The sequence below is a fragment of the Peribacillus frigoritolerans genome, from assembly GCF_040250305.1.
Classification (GTDB): domain Bacteria; phylum Bacillota; class Bacilli; order Bacillales; family DSM-1321; genus Peribacillus.
In genome coordinates, this window is sequence record NZ_CP158190.1 from 3995078 (window position 1) to 4013548 (window position 18471).

The following is an 18471-nucleotide window of genomic DNA, read 5'->3' on the forward strand; positions in this document are numbered from 1 at the left end:
TTTAATCATAGCATAGAGATTTATCGGTAGCAAGATTATTCTTGTAATTTTCTAACGATTCCCTCGGCTACCCCTTTTGGCATGCCAGCTTCCATGATTTCCTCGGCCGTCGCCTCTTTGATTTTCTTCAATGATCCAAAATGCCTTAATAATTGCTTCCTTCGCTTTTCCCCGACTCCTGGAATATCATCAAGCTGGGAGTGAACTGCATTTTTCCCGCGTAGCTGGCGATGAAACGTAATCGCGAACCGATGCACTTCATCCTGAATTCTTTGCAATAGGTAAAATTCCTGGCTCCGGGAATCAAGAGGTACGATTTCAAGCGGATTTCCGATCATCAATTGCGAGGTCCTATGCTTTTCATCCTTAATGAGGCCTGAAAGTGGAATATCAAGGCCCAATTCATTTTCCAGAATATCCCGAACGGCTTCGACATGTCCCTTTCCGCCATCAATGATGATCAAGTCCGGAAGCGGCAGCCCTTCTTTCAATACTCGTGAATATCTTCTTCTGACCACTTCACGCATCGATTCATAATCATCAGGCCCTTGGACCGTCTTGATCTTATATTTGCGGTACTCCCTTTTTTCCGGCTTTCCATCAATGAACACGACTAAAGCGGAAACTGGGTCACTTCCCTGGATGTTGGAGTTATCGAAAGCTTCAATTCGATGCGGTGTGTAGATACCCAGTTGCTTCCCGAGGTTTTCCACCGCATTGATCGTTCTTTCTTCATCCCTTTCTATCAAAGAGAATTTTTCCTGAAGCGCGATGGAGGCATTCTTATTCGCCAATTTAAGCATGTCTTTTTTCGCTCCCCGTTTCGGGTGAATCGTTTTGACACCAAGCAGCCCTTCGGCCATTTCGGCATCCACTGATTCAGGCAGCAAGATTTCCTTTGGTTTAAAGTGGTTCGTAATCTCGTAAAACTGACCGAGGAATGTAAGAAGTTCCTGTTCGGGTTCATCGTAGACCGGAAAAAGCGAAACATCCCTTTCTATCAATTTACCCTGCCTGACAAAAAATACCTGAACGCACATCCAGCCTTTATCATAGGCAAAGCCAAATACATCCCTGTCGATGAAATCGGTCGTCATCATTTTCTGCTTCTCCATCGTAATATCGATGTGGGCAATCTTGTCACGGAACTCCTTGGCCCTCTCGAAATCGAGCTCTTCCGATGCCTCCAGCATTTTTTCAGTCAGTTCTTTTTTTATTTCAGTATGCCCGCCGTTCAAGAACCGGTTGATATCATCGACCATTTTTTTATATTCCTGTTCCTCTACATCATATACACATGGGGCCAGGCACTGGCCAAGGTGATAGTAGAGACAAACGCGATCCGGTAACGTATTACATTTTCTTAGGGGATAGATGCGGTCGAGCAATTTTTTCGTTTCGTTAGCTGCAAATGCATTCGGATAAGGGCCGAAATATTTCCCTTTGTCTTTTTTGACTTTTCGCGTAATGATTAGACGCGGGTGGCGTTCCGCAGTCAGCTTGATGAAAGGATACGTCTTATCATCCTTTAGCATGACATTATATTTTGGGTCATGTTTTTTGATTAAGTTCAACTCTAAAATAAGAGCCTCGATGTTGGAAGAGGTGACGATGTATTCGAAATCCTCAATCTCATTCACGAGTCGAAATGTTTTCCCATCATGAGATCCCGTAAAATAAGAACGGACACGATTTTTCAACACTTTCGCTTTGCCTACATAGATGATCGTTCCCTGACGATCTTTCATTAAATAACAACCAGGTTGATCGGGAAGAAGGGCAAGTTTATTCTTTATTTGTTGATTCATGCATTCAGCCTCCTGTTCTCCCTTTTTTACAATCATTATATATCAAGATAGCGAAAAAAGCTTCAAGTCCGCAGACTTGAAGCTTTTTTTAGCTATCTTACTATTACGCGTGTTTTGCAATAAGTTCAGCAAGTGCTTCTTTAGGTTGGAAACCAACAACCTTATCGACCACTTCACCGTCTTTAAGCACGATTAATGTCGGGATGCTCATCACACCGAATTTTCCAGCTGTTTCTTGGTTTTCATCTACATCCACTTTTACGATTTTTGCTGTATCGCCAATTTCAGTATCAAGCTCTTGAAGAACAGGAGCGATCATTTTACAAGGTCCGCACCATGGAGCCCAAAAATCTACAAGAACGACACCTTCGCTAGTATCTGTTGTGAAAGTCTGGTCAGTTGCATTTACAATAGCCATATATATTTCCTCCTCAAATTTACTCAAATAACTAAAAACAGTATACCACTGTTGCTCAAATCGATGCTAATATTTTGCTTCAGTGGTAGGATGTCCAAAAAAAGAGTAATTATGCAGGCCAAACCCCCTCCCCATTAGCGTAAATAAAGGGGCAAGACATGTATCGGCTTATGCCGAATGTCTTGCCCCTCATCAGTATTATTTCTATTACGCGTTAACTTTAAGTTTTTTGAATTCTTCCGTAAGTAATGGAACGACCTCGAAAAGATCTCCGACAATTCCATAATCAGCCACATTGAATATGTTAGCTTCCGGGTCTTTATTGATGGCAACGATAACCTTGGAGTTGGACATTCCTGCTAAATGCTGGATCGCACCGGAAATTCCGCAGGCGATATAAAGGTCAGGTGTTACGACTTTACCCGTTTGCCCGATTTGTAATGAGTAATCGCAATAGTCTGCATCACATGCTCCGCGGGAAGCTCCTACCGCTCCGCCAAGAACCTGTGCCAGTTCCTTTAATGGTTCAAAACCATCTTCACTTTTCACGCCACGGCCACCCGCGATGATTACTTTCGCTTCTGAAAGGTCGACCCCTTCACTGGCTTTTCTAACAACATCCTTAATGATTGTCCGTAAGTCCTTAATATCCACACTTAATGTAGAAACATCACCAGAGCGGGACTCATCTTTCGCTAATGGTTCGATATTGTTCGGACGGATTGTCGCGAAAATCACGCCATCTGTAACAATTTTCTTTTCAAATGCTTTACCAGAATAGATCGGGCGGGTGAAAACGATATTTCCGCCTTCTTCTTCAATGGATGTAACGTCGGAAATCAATCCTGATTCAAGTTTTCCAGCCAATTTAGGTGCAAGGTCTTTTCCTAAGGCCGTATGTCCAAAGAAAATCCCTTCTGGCTTTTCCTGCTCGATGACGGCAAGCAAGCTTTGCGCATATCCATCTGAAGTATATTGTTTCAATTGATCATTTTCGACTGCAATAACCCGGTCTGCACCATACTGGATCAATTCATTACCGAAATTTTGAACACTGTCACCAACTAAAACACCAACGATTTCCCCGCCATCCGCAGCAAGCTTAGCCGCACCGATAGCTTCAAATGATACATTTCTTAGTGAACCATCACGAACTTCGCCCAATACAAGAAACTTTCTAGCCATTTATAAAAACCTCCTGTGCTCTATTTTTCTTTTTGTCGTGTGTTGTTGTTTTGAAAAGTACCGTTTCGATTAAATCACTTTTGCTTCACTGCGTAATAATTGAACTAGCTCGCTAACTTGAGCACTGATTTCTCCGTCCAAAACTTTTCCAGCTTCTTTTTTAGCAGGAAGGTAAATTTCAATCGTTTTTGTTTTGGCCTCAACATCGTCTTCTTCCAAATCCAGGTCATCCAATTCCAATTCTTCAAGCGGTTTTTTCTTCGCCTTCATGATTCCTGGCAATGAAGGATAACGTGGCTCATTTAGCCCTTGTTGCGCTGTCACCAATAATGGAAGAGATGCTTCGATCGTTTCAGAGTCCCCTTCGACATCACGGATAACGCTTACATTTCCATTTGCTATGTCCAATTTAGTAATGGTTGTAATATAAGGAATCTCCAAAATTTCGGCAACGCGTGGTCCCACTTGACCAGAGCCGCCATCGATTGCAACGTTCCCTGCAATGATTAGATCGGCATTTTTATCTTTTAAGTATTCGCCAATAATTTTGGCAGTCGTGAATTGGTCGCCATTTTCTATGTCGTCTTCTATATTTATCAATACGGCTTTGTCAGCACCCATTGCCAGCGCCGTACGTAATTGCTTTTCAGCCTCTTCTGTTCCGACGGAAATAACCGTTACTTCGCCGCCTTGTGCATCACGCACCTGGATTGCTTCTTCAACTGCATACTCATCGTATGGATTAATGATGAATTCTGCTCCATCCTCATTGATTTTCCCGTTGGATAGCGTAATTTTTTCTTCTGTATCAAATGTTCTTTTCAGCAGTACATAAATGTTCACGATAATACCTCCCGAATGATTTGAGTTTTGAAGATTATGAATTTTATTGATATATAGTAATGTTCTACAGATTTCACCAAAATCCTGCATGATATATAAAAATAGTTATTTATACCGAAACATCATTTCCCTTTGAATACTGCTTCCCTTTTTTCAATGAAAGCGGCGATTCCTTCTTGTGCATCAGCAGTATCGAAAGCCTGGCCAAAGAGGGCGGCTTCCCTTTCCACACCTTTATGGTAGGAATCATGCTTGGAATAATTCAATAACTCAATGGCCGACTTTAATGCCAGTGGGCTTTTCTTGGCAATTTTATTGGCTAGATCCTTAGCCTTTGGAATCAGTTCTTCATCCGTGAAGGCATGATTCGCCAATCCGCATTGCACAGCTTGGGTGCCTGAAATCGGTTCACTTGTAAACAGCATTTCAGCTGCCTTTGCCATGCCTACGTAACGAGGAAGACGTTGGGTCCCAGCAAACCCTGGGATTAAGCCCAACTGCAGCTCAGGCAAACCAAGTTTAGCCCTTTCGGTGACTAAGCGGATGTGGCAGGCCATAGCCAGCTCCAATCCTCCGCCAAGCGCCGCTCCATGGATGGCTGCAATGACCGGTTTTGGAAAAGATTCGATTTTCTCAAATACAGATTGACCATTCTTGGTCAGCTTCTCGAAAGCTTTCCCGTCTTTCACTTCCGTAAACTCTTTAATGTCTGCTCCTGCAGAGAAGAATCTTCCTTCACCATGAAGAAAGACAACCCGTACGGCTTCGTCTTTCTCAATTTGATCGAAGGCCTGTGAAAGCTCTCCGATGATAGCCGAAGAAAGTGCATTTGCTGGTGCATGATCAATCGTTATAAAAGCCACATGATTTTCGACAGAAAGCTTAAGATATTCCATATCAATCCCTCCAGGCATGCTAGTCAAACTTTTTTGAAAATTCCATATGTATCACTTCCAGTTAAAGCTAGAAGCAGAATTAACCGTTTCTTTCGAGGATGGCTAGCCATCCTCGAAAGAATCGTTAACTTTTCAGGCCGCAGCCGCCAATCAGCAAGCGGTGAACGTCTGGTGCAAGGTCAGGAAGCGAATACTTTTGCTCATTCATGACCCAAGTCGTCACAGTTTCATCAATCGTTCCAAAAATCATCTGCCTGGCAAGTAAATTATTTAAATCAGGCAGGAATTCGCCGTTCTCTTTTCCTTCTATAATGATCTGATCGATTAAATTTAAATACCCTCTTAACACATCATTAATTCTAAGGCGCAATTCTTTATTCGACTGTCTTAATTCCAACTGAGTGACAATTGCTAAATTCACGTCTTCTGAAAGGTTTTGAAAATGTTTTTGGATGAGCACATGTAGTTTTTCCGATGCAGAGGTCTTTCCTTTTATCTCTTCTTCAATCTGTTCCACAAAATAGCCCATCTTTTCATGGAATAATGATATTAAGATATCTTCTTTATTTTTAAAATAAAGATAGATGGTGCCATCCGCTACTCCTGCCTGCTTGGCGATTTTGGATACTTGGGCTTGATAGTAACCGTTTTGGGCAATTACAATAACGGCCGCATCAATAATTTGATTATACTTTGGTCTGTTGCTTTTCACTGGATGTCCCCTTTCAGAAAATGAATGAACCATCATTCATATTTCTATCATAAAATGACGACCCTTTACTGTCAAGCAAAACTTCTAAGGGTCCTGACATTCCACTCTGTTCATTGTACAGTCCCCATCCATAGGTTGTCCAGTTGTTCTGCGAAACGGAGCCCTCTTCCGCTGCTCCGTTAAAAGGGGGTGCCTGTTTAAGCTTCTTTTCTTTCCTCGGATATTTTTTTCTTTTCTTCCTCGATAAGGACTCTTCTCAGGATTTTTCCTATCGTCGTTTTAGGAAGTTCATCCCTGAATTCATAGCTGCGCGGCACCTTATAGGAAGCCAGGTTCTTTCTGGCAAATTCATTCAATTCCTCTTCAGTGACCCTGGCATTTTTTTTCAGGACGACATAGGCCTTGACGGTCTCCCCGCGATAAGGGTCAGGGATGCCTGCCACAACTACTTCCTGTATGGCCTCATGCTCGTATAGCACCTCTTCCACCTCACGTGGATATATATTGAAACCTCCCGCAATGATTGTATCCTTTTTCCTCTCGACGACATAAAAGAACCCCTGCTCATCCATGTAACCCAGATCGCCTGTAAGCAGCCAGCCATTTTTAAAGGTTTTTTCCGTTTCATCCGGACGGTTCCAATAACCTTTCATTACCTGTGGTCCTTTTATGGCAATCTCGCCTATTTCATTCGGAGGAAGCTCTTCATAGGATTCCAGGGACAGAATCGCCGAGTCAGTGTCCGGCCACGGCAGTCCAACGCTTCCTTTTACACGCGGCTGATCCCAAATGAAATTAGCATGTGTCACCGGTGAGGTTTCTGAAAGTCCATAGCCTTCAACAAGCTTCCCGCCGGTAATTTTCTCAAACTGCTCCTGGACCTCTAAGGGCAATGATGCAGAACCGCTTATACAGGCATTGATGGAAGAAAGATCATATTTAGCGATATCCGGATGGTTCAAGAGACCGATATACATCGTTGGCGCACCTGGAAACATGGTCGGTTTCTGTTTTTGGATGGTTTTAAGCGTCGCTTCGACATCAAACTTTGGCATGATGATCATGGTGTTCCCTTCCATGACGGAAAGTACCAAGACTGTAGTCATGCCGTACACATGGAAGAAAGGCAGAATCGCAAGGATCCTTTCCTCACCGCGCTTATTTTTATAAAGCCAAGCATTGCACATTTTCGTATTTGCCAGCAAGTTCTTATGGGTAAGCATTACCCCTTTGGGAAAGCCAGTTGTCCCGCCTGTATATTGCAAAAGGGCAAGGTCATTATCCACATCGATCGGCACAGTGACGACTTCTTCAGTGATGATCTTTCGTTTCATGATTTCGGAAAATAAATGATGATTCCCTTCATGCTCAACATTGATGACAATGCCGTATTGCTTTTTTTGAATAAAAGGATAGATTAGATTTTTCGGGAATGGCAAATATTCCTTGATAGCGGTTACAATTATATGTTCTAAATCCGTTCTTGATGCCACTGCAGAAACACGGGGAAATAAAATATCCATCGCTAAAATTATCTTCGCTCCGGAATCTTTCATTTGATATTCTAATTCACGTTCCGTATAGGTTGGGTTCGTTTGAACGACGACTCCTCCGGCCATCAATATCCCAAAAAAGCTTATGACACCCTGAGGGCAGTTAGGAAGCATGACGGCAACGCGTTCACCTTTTTGAAGTCCGATACTTTTTAAATAGGCTGCAAACTTTAAAGCAGATTCATGCACTTCCCGGAAAGTTAGTTCTTTTCCCTGGAAATGAATCGATACTTTATCAGGGAATTCTTCGGCTGATTCCTTCAAAAAAGAATAAAGAGGTTTATCTTCGTACGACAAAACAGCGGGTATCTGTTCCGGATAAATAGCTTGCCATGGCTTATTGCTCATTTGCCCCCTCCTTCTGAATATTCTCAATACTCTTTATCATTATAATACAATCGGGATTTTCTTACAATTGCCGAATTTCAGAGTATAAAAACCTTATGATGAGAAGCAGGCCAGTATATATGTCCTATGCCAACCACAGGGAATATTGGATGAAACACTTAAAAAGGGAAACAAAAAAAAGGAGTGGTTCCACTCCATACAGACTGTAGACAAATTAGAGTAGAACCAGTTTACCTTCAATTCTAGTAAAGGTTTCATCTCATATAAAGAATAAAAAAATCATGGAGTATAACTAAGTCTTGTTTTATAAATTATGGTAATCATTCCTTCAGTAAAATCGTGAAAGGGATTCGGAATGAGACCATTCCTAATTGTCGACATATTGATTGAAATGCCAAACTGTAGACAAATTTGAAGAAAAGCCAGGTTTGCCTACTGTCTTTAAAAAGACAGTCCAGTTGATTGGAACGGAAGGTACGAGACTCCTGCGGGAAAAGCGCGTCCAGGGGAGACCCCACAGGCGCAAAGAGCGCCGAGGAGGCTCCCGGACCGCCCGCGGAAAGCGAGTGCCTGGAGTGGAAATCAACGCTCAAATTTTACAAACCCTCAAGAAAAAGGTTCCAGTTGATTTCAGAAATCCGCTCCCTTTCCGCCGACTGTCTGCCAAGCATCATCAAAGCAAGCGTCTGAGGGGTCCCGGCTAGCCAGTTTTCGGCAGGAGTGTCGCAAATTTCTTCAATCTTTTGTATCAATTTGGAGTGAACCATATTCCTCCTCCTCTGCCGTCAAGTCTATTCGACCAATGTTATTCTATCTTTTGTAAGAGTTCAAATAAAAGAAGCGGCACAATGGCCGCTTCAGTTGAAGAATGTCATATAAATGATTCCAAACAGAAAAAAGATACCGCAACAAACAATTAATACTTTTGCAAGTTTCTCCACAGCTTACTCCCTCTCATGAAGGGCATTAAGAAATTCCGGCGCCGATGACAAAAGATAATGCGATTGATATGATCATCGATAGGAATCCAACTGCCCGATTATCTTTTTGTATTTCTTCATCTATTTTAAATCCAGGAGTCATAAATTCAAAAATGAAATACCCGATCAACAGCAGGACAAATCCGTATACGCCCCAGCCAATCATGGTAAGAAGCGAATTCTGATGGAGAATGGACTGTTGGAATACATAGGCAATCCCAAATATTTTACCACCTGTTGCCAATGCGACAGAAAGGTTTCCCTGTTTGATTTCTTCCCAGTTCTTGTACTTTGTGACAAGTTCAAAAATGGCTAAAAAAACAATCATGCACAAAATAACGACACTGTAACGAGCAGCTATATATACATATTCATTTTCCCACATGTTCTCCATGGTCCAACTCCCGAATGGTAACTAGCCACCCGGCTTGGCTGAATAGCCGGAGTGACCGCTTTCCTTTATTTAAATTCCACCACCGTAACACCTGTTCCGCCTTCACCGGCTTCGCCGAAACGAATCCTTTTGACAGAGCGGTGATTTTTCAAGTATTCCTGGACCCCGGATCGAAGAGCGCCCGTTCCTTTACCATGAATGATGGAAACACTCGAATAACCGGCCAAAAGAGCATCATCAATGTACTTTTCCACTCTTGAAATTGCATTTTCATAGCGTTCTCCACGGAGGTCAAGTTCCACGCTAACATGATAATCGCGGCCTTTGATCGTGGTAAGCGGCTTTGTTTCTTTTACTTTTGTGCTCTTGATGAATTCCAGGTCAGACTCCTTCACCTTCATCTTCATGATGCCGATCTGAACCTGCCATTCATTATTTGAGACCTTCTCAATCAAGTGACCTTTTTGACCAAAGCTTACTACCTTAACTTCATCTCCAGGTTTCAAGCTTTTATCCAGCGGCCTCGCAGCTTTATTTGTTGTTTTTTTCACTTTAGGCGCTGCTTCTTCAAGGCGTTTTTTGGCATCGATCAGTTCATGCTCTTTAACATCGGCATGCTTTTCAAGTCGCAGTTTACGTAAGTCGGCAATGATTGCTTCCGCTTCCCTTTGTGCATTTTCAACGATTGCCGCTGCCTCTTTGGCTGCCTTTTCAACCATCGCATCCCGTTCTTGATGGTACTCATCAATTTGCTTTTGAAGGTCTTTATGAAGAATTTCCGCCTGTTTCAGGTGATTCTTGGCTTCCAGTTCCTCTTCTTCGGCCTTCTTGCGGCTGTCTTCAAGGGACGCTATCATATTTTCAACTTTATTCGTATCCTCACCAATATGGCTGCGGGCATTGCTTATCACGTTTTCTTCCAAACCAAGGCGCTTGGAAATTTCAAACGCATTACTCCGCCCTGGTACACCGATCAAAAGTTTATAGGTGGGACTCAAGGTTTCCACATTAAATTCGACGCTTGCATTAATGACGCCTTCCCGATCATATCCATACGCTTTTAATTCCGGGTAATGTGTCGTTGCAATCACACGTGCTCCGCGCTTATACACTTCATCCAAAATGGAAATGGCCAAAGCTGCGCCTTCCTGTGGGTCAGTTCCCGCTCCAAGCTCATCGAATAAAACAAGGCTGTCATAATCGACATGCTTAAGGATATCGACAATATTGACCATATGCGAAGAGAAAGTACTTAAGCTTTGTTCAATCGACTGTTCATCGCCAATATCGGCATAAACAGAGGAAAACACAGCCGTTTCGGAACCATCCAGCGCAGGGATCTGCAGACCGGACTGGGCCATTAACGTACAGAGACCAATCGTTTTCAGGGTAACCGTCTTACCACCTGTATTCGGACCGGTGATGACGATTGTCGTAAATTCATCACCAAGAAAAATATCATTGGCCACGACAACATCATTCGGAATGAGCGGGTGTTTCGCTTTGAATAACTTTACGCGCCCCTCATTATTCAGAATCGGCTTGGATCCTTTTATCGCTTTTGCATACTTTGCCTTGGCGACAAGGAAATCGATTTGTGCTAGTACTTTGACATTATGAAGCAATTCAGGGGTGAACGCACCGACTTTTTCCGATAGTTCGACCAATATCCGTTCTATTTCCTGCGTTTCCTTCACTCGGGTTTCCTGCAGGACATTATTCAGCTGAACAATTGCTTGCGGTTCAATGAACAACGTCTGCCCAGATGATGATTGATCATGAATGATCCCGCCATACACACTGCGGTATTCCTGTTTTACCGGGATGACGAATCGGTCATTCCGGATGGTGATGATGGCATCGGATAACATTGTTGATGCATTGGAAGAACGGATCATACTTTCCAGTTTTTCCCTGACACGGCTTTCGTTCGTCCGAATTTGGTTTCTTAGGGTACGAAGCTTGTCGCTGGCAGAATCCATCACTTCGCCATGTTCGCTTACTGCATACGTAATTTCCTGCTGCAAATCAATCAATGGATGAAGGGAATCGATATATTCGGCTAAAAGCGGAACATCAATTTCCTGCTCTGCGAGTTCTTCGAAGAAACGGCTTAGGATCCTGCCGGCACGAATCGTACTCGCAAGTTCCATCAGTTCCATCGGTGAGAGCATACCGCCAATCTGTGCCCTTTTTGCATGTGGACGGATATCGAAAATCCCGCCCAATGGCAAGTTACCTTTCAACCTTACGATTTTGGCAGCCTCATCTGTTTCTTCCTGCCACCTCGAAACTTCTTCAAAATCCGTGGAAGGCATCAATTGCTCTGCCTTTTCCTTTCCTATGGATGAGGATGCGTGTGAGATTAATTGTTCTTTTATTTTATGAAATTCCAATGTCTTTAAAGCTTTATTATGCATGGAGTTAAAGCTCCTCCTTATTTATGGGCAAATAGTTAATCATTTCTCTTTAAAAACGCCAATAAGCCATCCGTATCCCTTGCATTAAGAACCGTGGATTCTTTAATCCAGCCCTTTTTGGCTGATGCGACCCCAACAGGCATATGTTCAAGCATGTCGATGCTGTGGGCATCCGTATTGATAACGATCGGAACGCCTGCTTCCTGAGCCTTGCGCAGATGCGGAGGTGCCAAATCCAATCGGTTCGGATTCGCATTCAATTCCAAGGCAGTATTCGTTTCACGGGCCAGTTCGATCAGCATTTCTATATCCACATCATATCCGGTGCGTCTGCCGATGATCCTTCCCGTTGGGTGGGCGATGATATCTACATGCGGATTATTCAGAGCCGTTTTTAAGCGCTCCATGATCGTTTCCCGAGGCTGTGAAAAGCTTGAGTGAATCGATGCGATCACCAAATCCACCTCTGCAAGCAGCTCATCGTCATAATCAAGTGTCCCATCAGGAAGTATATCCATCTCTATCCCGGAAAGAACGGTAAAGTCAGTGTATTTTTCATTAAGTTCATGGATGATCCGTTTTTGTTCACGTAAACGTTCAGCGGTCAAGCCGTTCGCCACTTTCAGATATTGCGAATGATCGGTGATGGCCATATATCGATACCCTTTTGCACGGCATGCTTCAATCATTTCTTCAATTGTATGAGCCCCATCACTCCATGTGGTATGCATATGCAGATCACCTTTAATGGCCTCTAAAGATATGAGAGGTTCATTAGCATCATAATGCTCCACTTCCGTTCCGTCTTCACGTATTTCTGGCGGAATGAAAGGAAGGCCAAAATGATTATAAAATTGTTCTTCCGTCTCAAACGTCAATACATCACCGGTTTCAGTCACTTCCACCCCATATTCGCTGATTTTCTCTCCACGATCTTTAGCAAGCTGGCGCATCCGCACATTGTGATCCTTCGAACCTGTAAAATGATGGAGTGTCGTGATGAATTCCTTATCCTTAACGATTCGGAAATCGACAGAAATGTCATATTCATAATCAAGCACTACCGATACTTTTGTATCACCGGCCGCAATCACCTGTTTTATCCCTTTTATTGCAAGCAATTGATTCTTAACCTCTTCGGGATGATCTGTCGAAATGATGAAATCGAGGTCCTTGATCGTTTCCCTCATACGCCTGATGCTTCCGGCCCTGGAAGATCGGATGATGTAATCCATGTTAGCAAGGGCCGTTTCAATATCAGCCGCAATCGGCCTCATGAAGGCTAGGGGCAGTCGATCGGGCCTTGAACCCGCCTCGGCAATTGCAGACAGGATTTTCTCTTCCGTTTTTTTGCCGAAACCGGCAAGCGCCGCGACCCTGCCTTCTTCACAGGCGATTTTAAGATCATTCACATCATTGACATGCAGCTCTTTATGAAGCTTGGCAATTTTCTTCCCGCCCAAACCTTGAAGCTGCAGAAGCGGAATCAATCCTTTTGGCACCTGCTCCTGAAGCTCTTCAAGTACAGTCGATTTCCCCTCATTTATATACTCTTCGATGACCGATGCCGTTCCTTTCCCGATCCCATTCAAAGCGGTAAAATCTTCGATCTCCGACAGGCTCCGGTCATCCGTTTCCAAGGCGCCTGCTGCCTTTCGGAAAGCTGAAACCTTGAACGGGTTCTCTCCTTTTAGTTCCATATATATTGCAATTTTTTCTAATAGTTTAATGATATCTTTTTTATTAATTGTCATTTAATTCACCGCCGAAAAAATTAGTAGGGTGTCCCATATTCACTTTCTTAAAGATACCTTTCTTGGAGGTAAAGTACAAGCAGTCCGATTCTTAACTTCCTAATCAAATAGGGGGAAGTTACATGCTGCTACATAAAAAGGGGCCTCCCCCTTTCAAAGTATAGGAATCCAGAACTTTGAGAAAGGGAGGCAGGCCCACTTATACTGACATTAAGATTGTTTTAGATCATGAAACCAAAGTTCCTTCACTTGCTCGGAAAGGAACGGCGTATGTTTCACGATCGATTCTGCCAGAAATGAGCCCGTTAATGGTTTCTGGATGGAATCCATTGGCAGCATGGCAGCTATATATAATATAATAAACATGATAAGATAGACTTCGAGAAAGCCCAATATCCCTCCACCCCAGCGATTCAGCTGCTTTAATATCGGAAGATGGGTAATGAAGTTGAGCATCGATCCTATCATTTGCCAAAGAATCTTGGCAGCAAAGAAAATGATTGCAAAGGCAATTGCATTGTAATATGCCGTATCAAGCCCGACTGTATCGAAAAACATATTAAGGGTTGAGGAATCACCCATCGTTGGAAACGGAATCCACAATTTCAAATTGGGAGCAAGATCTCCGTAAAATACATAGGCGACGATGAAGGCTACTATGAACCCTGTCATATGAACCGTTTGTAAAATGAAGCCACGCTTTAAACCGATTAATAAACCGATTAAAAGAATGGCCAGAATTGCTAAATCAAGCATGTACTCAGTCCTTCTCTCTCTTTAATTCCAGTTGAAGCTGGTCTAGTTCATCTTTTAATTTAATATATTCGTGGATGGTATTCACGGCCGTTAGCACCGCTAGCTTACTTGTATCCAAGTATGGATTTTTCATCCTGATCTCTCTCATTTTTTCGTCAACCATCGAAGCGACCAGGCGCATATGACTTGCGCTTTCTGTGCCGACGATTGTATATGGTTGTCCGTATATATCAACTGTTGTTTTATTTCGTTTATCGTCTGACAAAATGATGCCCCCAATCTAAACAATCCTAATTCTATCATATCACGAAGTTTTTCGTCATGAAAGAGAGTACATCGTCATTTCTCGCATAAAAATTTCAATAATTTGTCAAACGAAAACGAATTTTAGGAAGAGGATTACCTAATAAACAAAATGAAGTTAGGAGCTTACCCATTATGTCCCATGTTGTTTTACTTATCAGTCCTGAACAAATAAAGGCGATGAAGTCCCACTATTCTTCATCCTTGGCCGCCAAGCTGCCGCCCGGGAGCATCTTTTCCGCCAAACCGCCGCTATGTACGGTGACAGCCTATAAATCTGGAAAGGTGCTTTTTCAGGGGAAAAATGCCGAACTAGAAGCGGTAAAATGGCAAAATAGCACCACTGCTGCTGCTCCAAAGAAAAAAACGGCATCCCCTGCATCAGTCAATGTCCATCGATATTCGCCGCCTGCAAATATCGGGACCATGTCTGTGATTGGATCCGATGAGGTCGGAACAGGAGACTATTTCGGCCCGATCACCGTCGTAGCCGTATATGCAAAAAAGGAGCAACTAGCCCTATTAAAGGAGCTTGGTGTCCAGGATTCTAAAAATCTCAAAGATCCACAGATCATCGAAATTGCCAAACAGATTAAGGATGTAGTGCCATTCAGCCTGCTCACATGCGACAACCCGAAATATAATGCGCTCCAGGCAAAGGGAATGTCACAAGGAAAAATGAAGGCACTCCTCCATAACCAAGCAATCAAGAATCTCATGCAAAAAATCCACCCGGAACAAGCGGAAGCGGTCCTTATTGATCAATTTGCTCAACCAGAGGTATTTTTCAATTACCTTAAAGGGCAAGAACTATTTCAAGCTAATGCCACCTATCTATGCACAAAAGCGGAAGGCATACACCTTGGAGTAGCAGCCGCATCCATCCTGGCCCGATATGCATTCGTCAAACGCTTTGACTTGCTGAGTGAAAAAGCCGGATTCAAAATCCCTAAAGGAGCCGGATTTGCAGTCGATGAAGCGGCCGCAAGATTGATTCACGAAAAAGGAATCGATTCATTACACGAATTCACGAAAACCCATTTTGCCAACACAGAAAAAGCGAAGCGATTATATCAACAGAAATATCATAAATAGAAGAAAGCGGCTGATCTTTTGGAAAAGCCGCCTTTTTCTCGTGAGGTTGCGCGGTTTACTCGTGAATTCGTGACATTTACTCGTGAGTTTACGCCATTTACTCGTGAGTTCACGCTATTTACTCGTGAGTTTGCACCATTTACTCGTGAGTTTGCACCATTTACTCGTGAATGCACCATTTACTCGTGAGTTTGCACCATTTACTCGTGAGTTTACGCCATTTACTCGTGAGTTTGCACCATTTACTCGTGAATTCACGCTATTTACTCGTGAATTCTCGCGTTTTACTCGTGAATTTGCTATTTACTCGTGAGTTTACGCCATTTACTCGTGAGTTTGTACCGTTTACTCGTGAGTTTGCACCATTTACTCGTGAATTCACGCTATTTACTCGTGAATTCTTGCGGTTTTCTCGTGAATTTGCTATTTAGTCGTGAGTTTGCACCATTTACTCGTGAGTTTGCACCATTTACTCGTGAATTCACGCTATTTACTCGTGAGTTTGCACCGTTTTCTCGTGAAATCCAAAAAGACAGCTCCCCAAGATTCAGGGAGCTGTCTTTTTGGTTTTATCCTCTTAGCTCTGCGCCGGCTTTTTCTTTAACGGCTTCAAGCACTTTATCATGTGCTTTTGTAATGTCCTCGTCCGTCAGTGTACGTTCCGGGTCGAAGTATTTCAGTGAGTAGGCAATGGATTTCTTGCCTTCCTCCATTCTTTCACCTTCGTATAAGTCAAAGATGCTTACTTCTTTCAGCAGCTTGCCACCAGCTTCTTCAATAATATCTTGAATGTCCCCGGCTTTCGTAGCTTGATCCACAACAAGCGCTATATCGCGTGTGGTTGATGGATAGCGCGGAATGGTTTGGTACGAAATCGGCGCGACTTCGGCTTCTGCCAATGCTTTTAAGGAAAGTTCGAAAATGTATGTTTCTTTAATATCCAAGTCTTTTTGGACAGTTGGGTGCACTTGGCCGATAAAGCCAATCACTTCACCATTCAATAGTATTTCCGCTGTCCGTCCTGGATGCATGTCGTTGATTTCCGCTTGGCGATAACTGATTTGATCAGCTAATCCAAGTGTGTCGAATAATGCTTCGATCACGCCTTTGGCTACAAAGAAATCCACTGGTTTCTTTTCACCTTGCCATAAATGTGACTCCCATAGGCCTGTGATTGCTCCAGCAATATGTTCTTTTTCTTCAGGCAGTTCTTGTTCGTCACGCTTAAAGAATACCGAACCGATTTCATACAGTGCCAGTGAATCAATTTGGCGAGCATTGTTATATTTCACGACTTCCAGCAATTGAGGCACGATGCTTAAACGCAGCTGGCTCCGTTCTTCACTCATTGGCATTGCTAATCGTATGGATTCTCTTGCTTCCAATGCGAATTGTGACGCTTTTTCCTGGCTTGTCAGTGAATAGGTCACCGCTTGATAAAGGCCTGCGCCTTCAAGTGTACGGCGTGCCTTCCGCCGTTTAATTTGATAGTCAGTCAATTGGCCTGGGGTAGCAGAACCGATTGGCAGTGTAGCGGGAATGTTATCATATCCATATAAACGTGCAGCCTCTTCGACTAAATCAGCTTCAATCGTAATATCGCCACGGCGCGTCGGCACTGTGATCGTGAATGTTTCATTGTCAAGTTCCACTCCGAATTGCAGACGTTTGAAGATTGACTCCACAACTGATACGGTCATGCTTGTGCCAAGAAGGGTGTTGATTTTTTCAAGAGTGATGTTAATGACCGCAGGTTCCATTGTCAATTCGTCAACTTCTGCTGCTCCTTGTAAGACTGTTCCGCCTGCATATTGTGCAATCAATTGTGCTGCACGTTCTCCAGCTTCACGAACACGGGCCGGGTCGACGCCTTTTTCAAAGCGGGCACTGGCTTCACTACGTAATCCATGGTCCTTTGAAGCTTTGCGAACTACTGTACCTGCAAAATATGCACTTTCAATAATGATGTTCGTCGTATCATTTTTCACTTCGGAATCCGCTCCGCCCATCACACCAGCAATCGCAACAGGCTCGCTGCCATTTGTGATCACTAAATGGTCAGGTGTCAAAGTGCGTTCCGCTTCATCCAATGTTACGATTTTTTCAGCATCCTTCGCTCTGCGGATGACGATTTCCTTTGAACCAAAGCGGTCATAATCAAAGGCATGGAGAGGTTGGCCGTATTCAAGTAAAATGTAGTTCGTGATATCCACCACATTATTATGAGGTCGGATACCTGCAGACATCAACCTAGTTTGCATCCAAAGCGGTGAGGGTCCAATCTTAACATCTTTGATGATTTTAGCAATGTATATCGGGTTATCTTCTTTCGCTTCCACTTTGACACTGATATAATCAGTTGCTTTTTCAGCAGCCTCTTCTTTCTCGACTACCGGCCATTTCACTTCCCGGCCTAGAATGGCTCCCACTTCGTATGCAACACCAAGCATACTCAATGCGTCGGAGCGGTTTGGAGTCAGCCCAAGTTCCAGCACTTCATCACTTAAACCAAGTTCCTCCAATGCATCTTTCCCTACTTCCACATCATTAGGGAAGACGAAGATACCTGTCGCATAATCCTTGGAAACAAGCTTGGATTCGAAGCCCAATTCTTGAAGCGAGCAAATCATCCCGTGCGATTCCTCTCCGCGAAGTTTCGCTTTCTTGATTTTGAAATTACCTGGAAGGACTGCGCCAACAGTAGCGACTGCGACTTTTTGGCCTTTATCTACATTCGGTGCTCCACAAATGATCTGAACGGGATTTTCGGCCCCGATATCAACTTGGCATTTATTCAATTTATCCGCATTTGGATGTTGTTCACGTTCTATGACATGCCCGATGACGACCCCTTTTAGCCCTTCACTTTTCTTTTCCACCCCTTCAACTTCAATGCCGCTTTTCGTGATTTTGTCAGCTAGCTCCGTCGCATTGATGCCTGAAAGGTCAACATAATCTTGTAACCATTTATATGAAACAAACATGGTAGGTCCTCCTTTTTAAAAT

Annotated in this window: 15 protein-coding genes; 1 reads left to right on the forward strand and 14 read right to left on the reverse strand. The window is 43.3% G+C overall.

Going from position 1 to position 18471, the window contains the following annotated elements:
- Positions 1-35: 35 nt before the first annotated feature.
- From uvrC to zapA, 13 genes are all read right to left on the reverse strand, one after another.
- Positions 36-1808 (reverse strand): excinuclease ABC subunit UvrC, encoded by a 1773-nt coding sequence (uvrC, locus tag ABOA58_RS19575; protein ID WP_350299652.1) that lies wholly within the window; start codon positions 1806-1808, stop codon positions 36-38.
- Positions 1809-1911: 103 nt separating this feature from the next.
- Entirely contained in the window at positions 1912-2226 is a 315-nt protein-coding gene (gene trxA, locus ABOA58_RS19580; RefSeq protein WP_034308995.1) for a thioredoxin, read from the reverse strand.
- 207 nt (positions 2227-2433) lie between these two features.
- A complete protein-coding gene (locus tag ABOA58_RS19585) occupies positions 2434-3411 on the reverse strand; it encodes an electron transfer flavoprotein subunit alpha/FixB family protein (protein ID WP_309078462.1) in 978 nt (325 codons plus the stop codon).
- A 69-nt stretch (positions 3412-3480) separates the two neighbouring features.
- Positions 3481-4254: an electron transfer flavoprotein subunit beta/FixA family protein gene (locus tag ABOA58_RS19590; RefSeq protein WP_350299653.1), complete on the reverse strand. Its 774-nt coding sequence runs from the start codon at positions 4252-4254 to the stop codon at positions 3481-3483.
- 122 nt (positions 4255-4376) lie between these two features.
- A complete protein-coding gene (locus ABOA58_RS19595) occupies positions 4377-5150 on the reverse strand; it encodes an enoyl-CoA hydratase (RefSeq protein ID WP_350299654.1) in 774 nt (257 codons plus the stop codon).
- A 124-nt stretch (positions 5151-5274) separates the two neighbouring features.
- A complete protein-coding gene (locus ABOA58_RS19600) occupies positions 5275-5862 on the reverse strand; it encodes a TetR/AcrR family transcriptional regulator (RefSeq protein ID WP_230136487.1) in 588 nt (195 codons plus the stop codon).
- A 197-nt stretch (positions 5863-6059) separates the two neighbouring features.
- The gene (locus ABOA58_RS19605; protein ID WP_350299655.1) at positions 6060-7763 is read right to left on the reverse strand and encodes an AMP-binding protein; all 1704 of its coding nucleotides are present in this window, start codon (positions 7761-7763) and stop codon (positions 6060-6062) included.
- Positions 7764-8359: 596 nt separating this feature from the next.
- Positions 8360-8530, reverse strand: coding sequence for a hypothetical protein (locus ABOA58_RS19610; protein ID WP_350299656.1), 171 nt, complete (start codon positions 8528-8530; stop codon positions 8360-8362).
- 199 nt (positions 8531-8729) lie between these two features.
- Positions 8730-9137, reverse strand: a complete 408-nt coding sequence (locus tag ABOA58_RS19615; RefSeq protein WP_034309012.1) for a DUF350 domain-containing protein — start codon at positions 9135-9137, stop codon at positions 8730-8732.
- 65 nt (positions 9138-9202) lie between these two features.
- A complete protein-coding gene (locus tag ABOA58_RS19620; protein WP_350299657.1) occupies positions 9203-11557 on the reverse strand; it encodes an endonuclease MutS2 in 2355 nt (784 codons plus the stop codon).
- A 35-nt stretch (positions 11558-11592) separates the two neighbouring features.
- A complete protein-coding gene (gene polX, locus ABOA58_RS19625) occupies positions 11593-13311 on the reverse strand; it encodes a DNA polymerase/3'-5' exonuclease PolX (protein WP_350299658.1) in 1719 nt (572 codons plus the stop codon).
- Between the two features lie 210 nt (positions 13312-13521).
- Positions 13522-14067, reverse strand: a complete 546-nt coding sequence (locus tag ABOA58_RS19630) for a CvpA family protein (protein WP_101222851.1) — start codon at positions 14065-14067, stop codon at positions 13522-13524.
- A 4-nt stretch (positions 14068-14071) separates the two neighbouring features.
- The gene (gene zapA, locus ABOA58_RS19635; protein WP_048678967.1) at positions 14072-14332 is read right to left on the reverse strand and encodes a cell division protein ZapA; all 261 of its coding nucleotides are present in this window, start codon (positions 14330-14332) and stop codon (positions 14072-14074) included.
- Positions 14333-14505: 173 nt separating this feature from the next.
- On the opposite strand from zapA, the gene rnhC reads away from it, so the two are divergent.
- On the forward strand, positions 14506-15465 hold the full coding sequence (rnhC, locus tag ABOA58_RS19640; protein WP_350299659.1) for a ribonuclease HIII: 960 nt from the start codon (positions 14506-14508) through the stop codon (positions 15463-15465).
- 569 nt (positions 15466-16034) lie between these two features.
- Here the strand turns inward: rnhC and pheT are convergent.
- Positions 16035-18449, reverse strand: a complete 2415-nt coding sequence (pheT, locus tag ABOA58_RS19645; RefSeq protein ID WP_350299660.1) for a phenylalanine--tRNA ligase subunit beta — start codon at positions 18447-18449, stop codon at positions 16035-16037.
- Positions 18450-18471 lie beyond the last annotated feature (22 nt).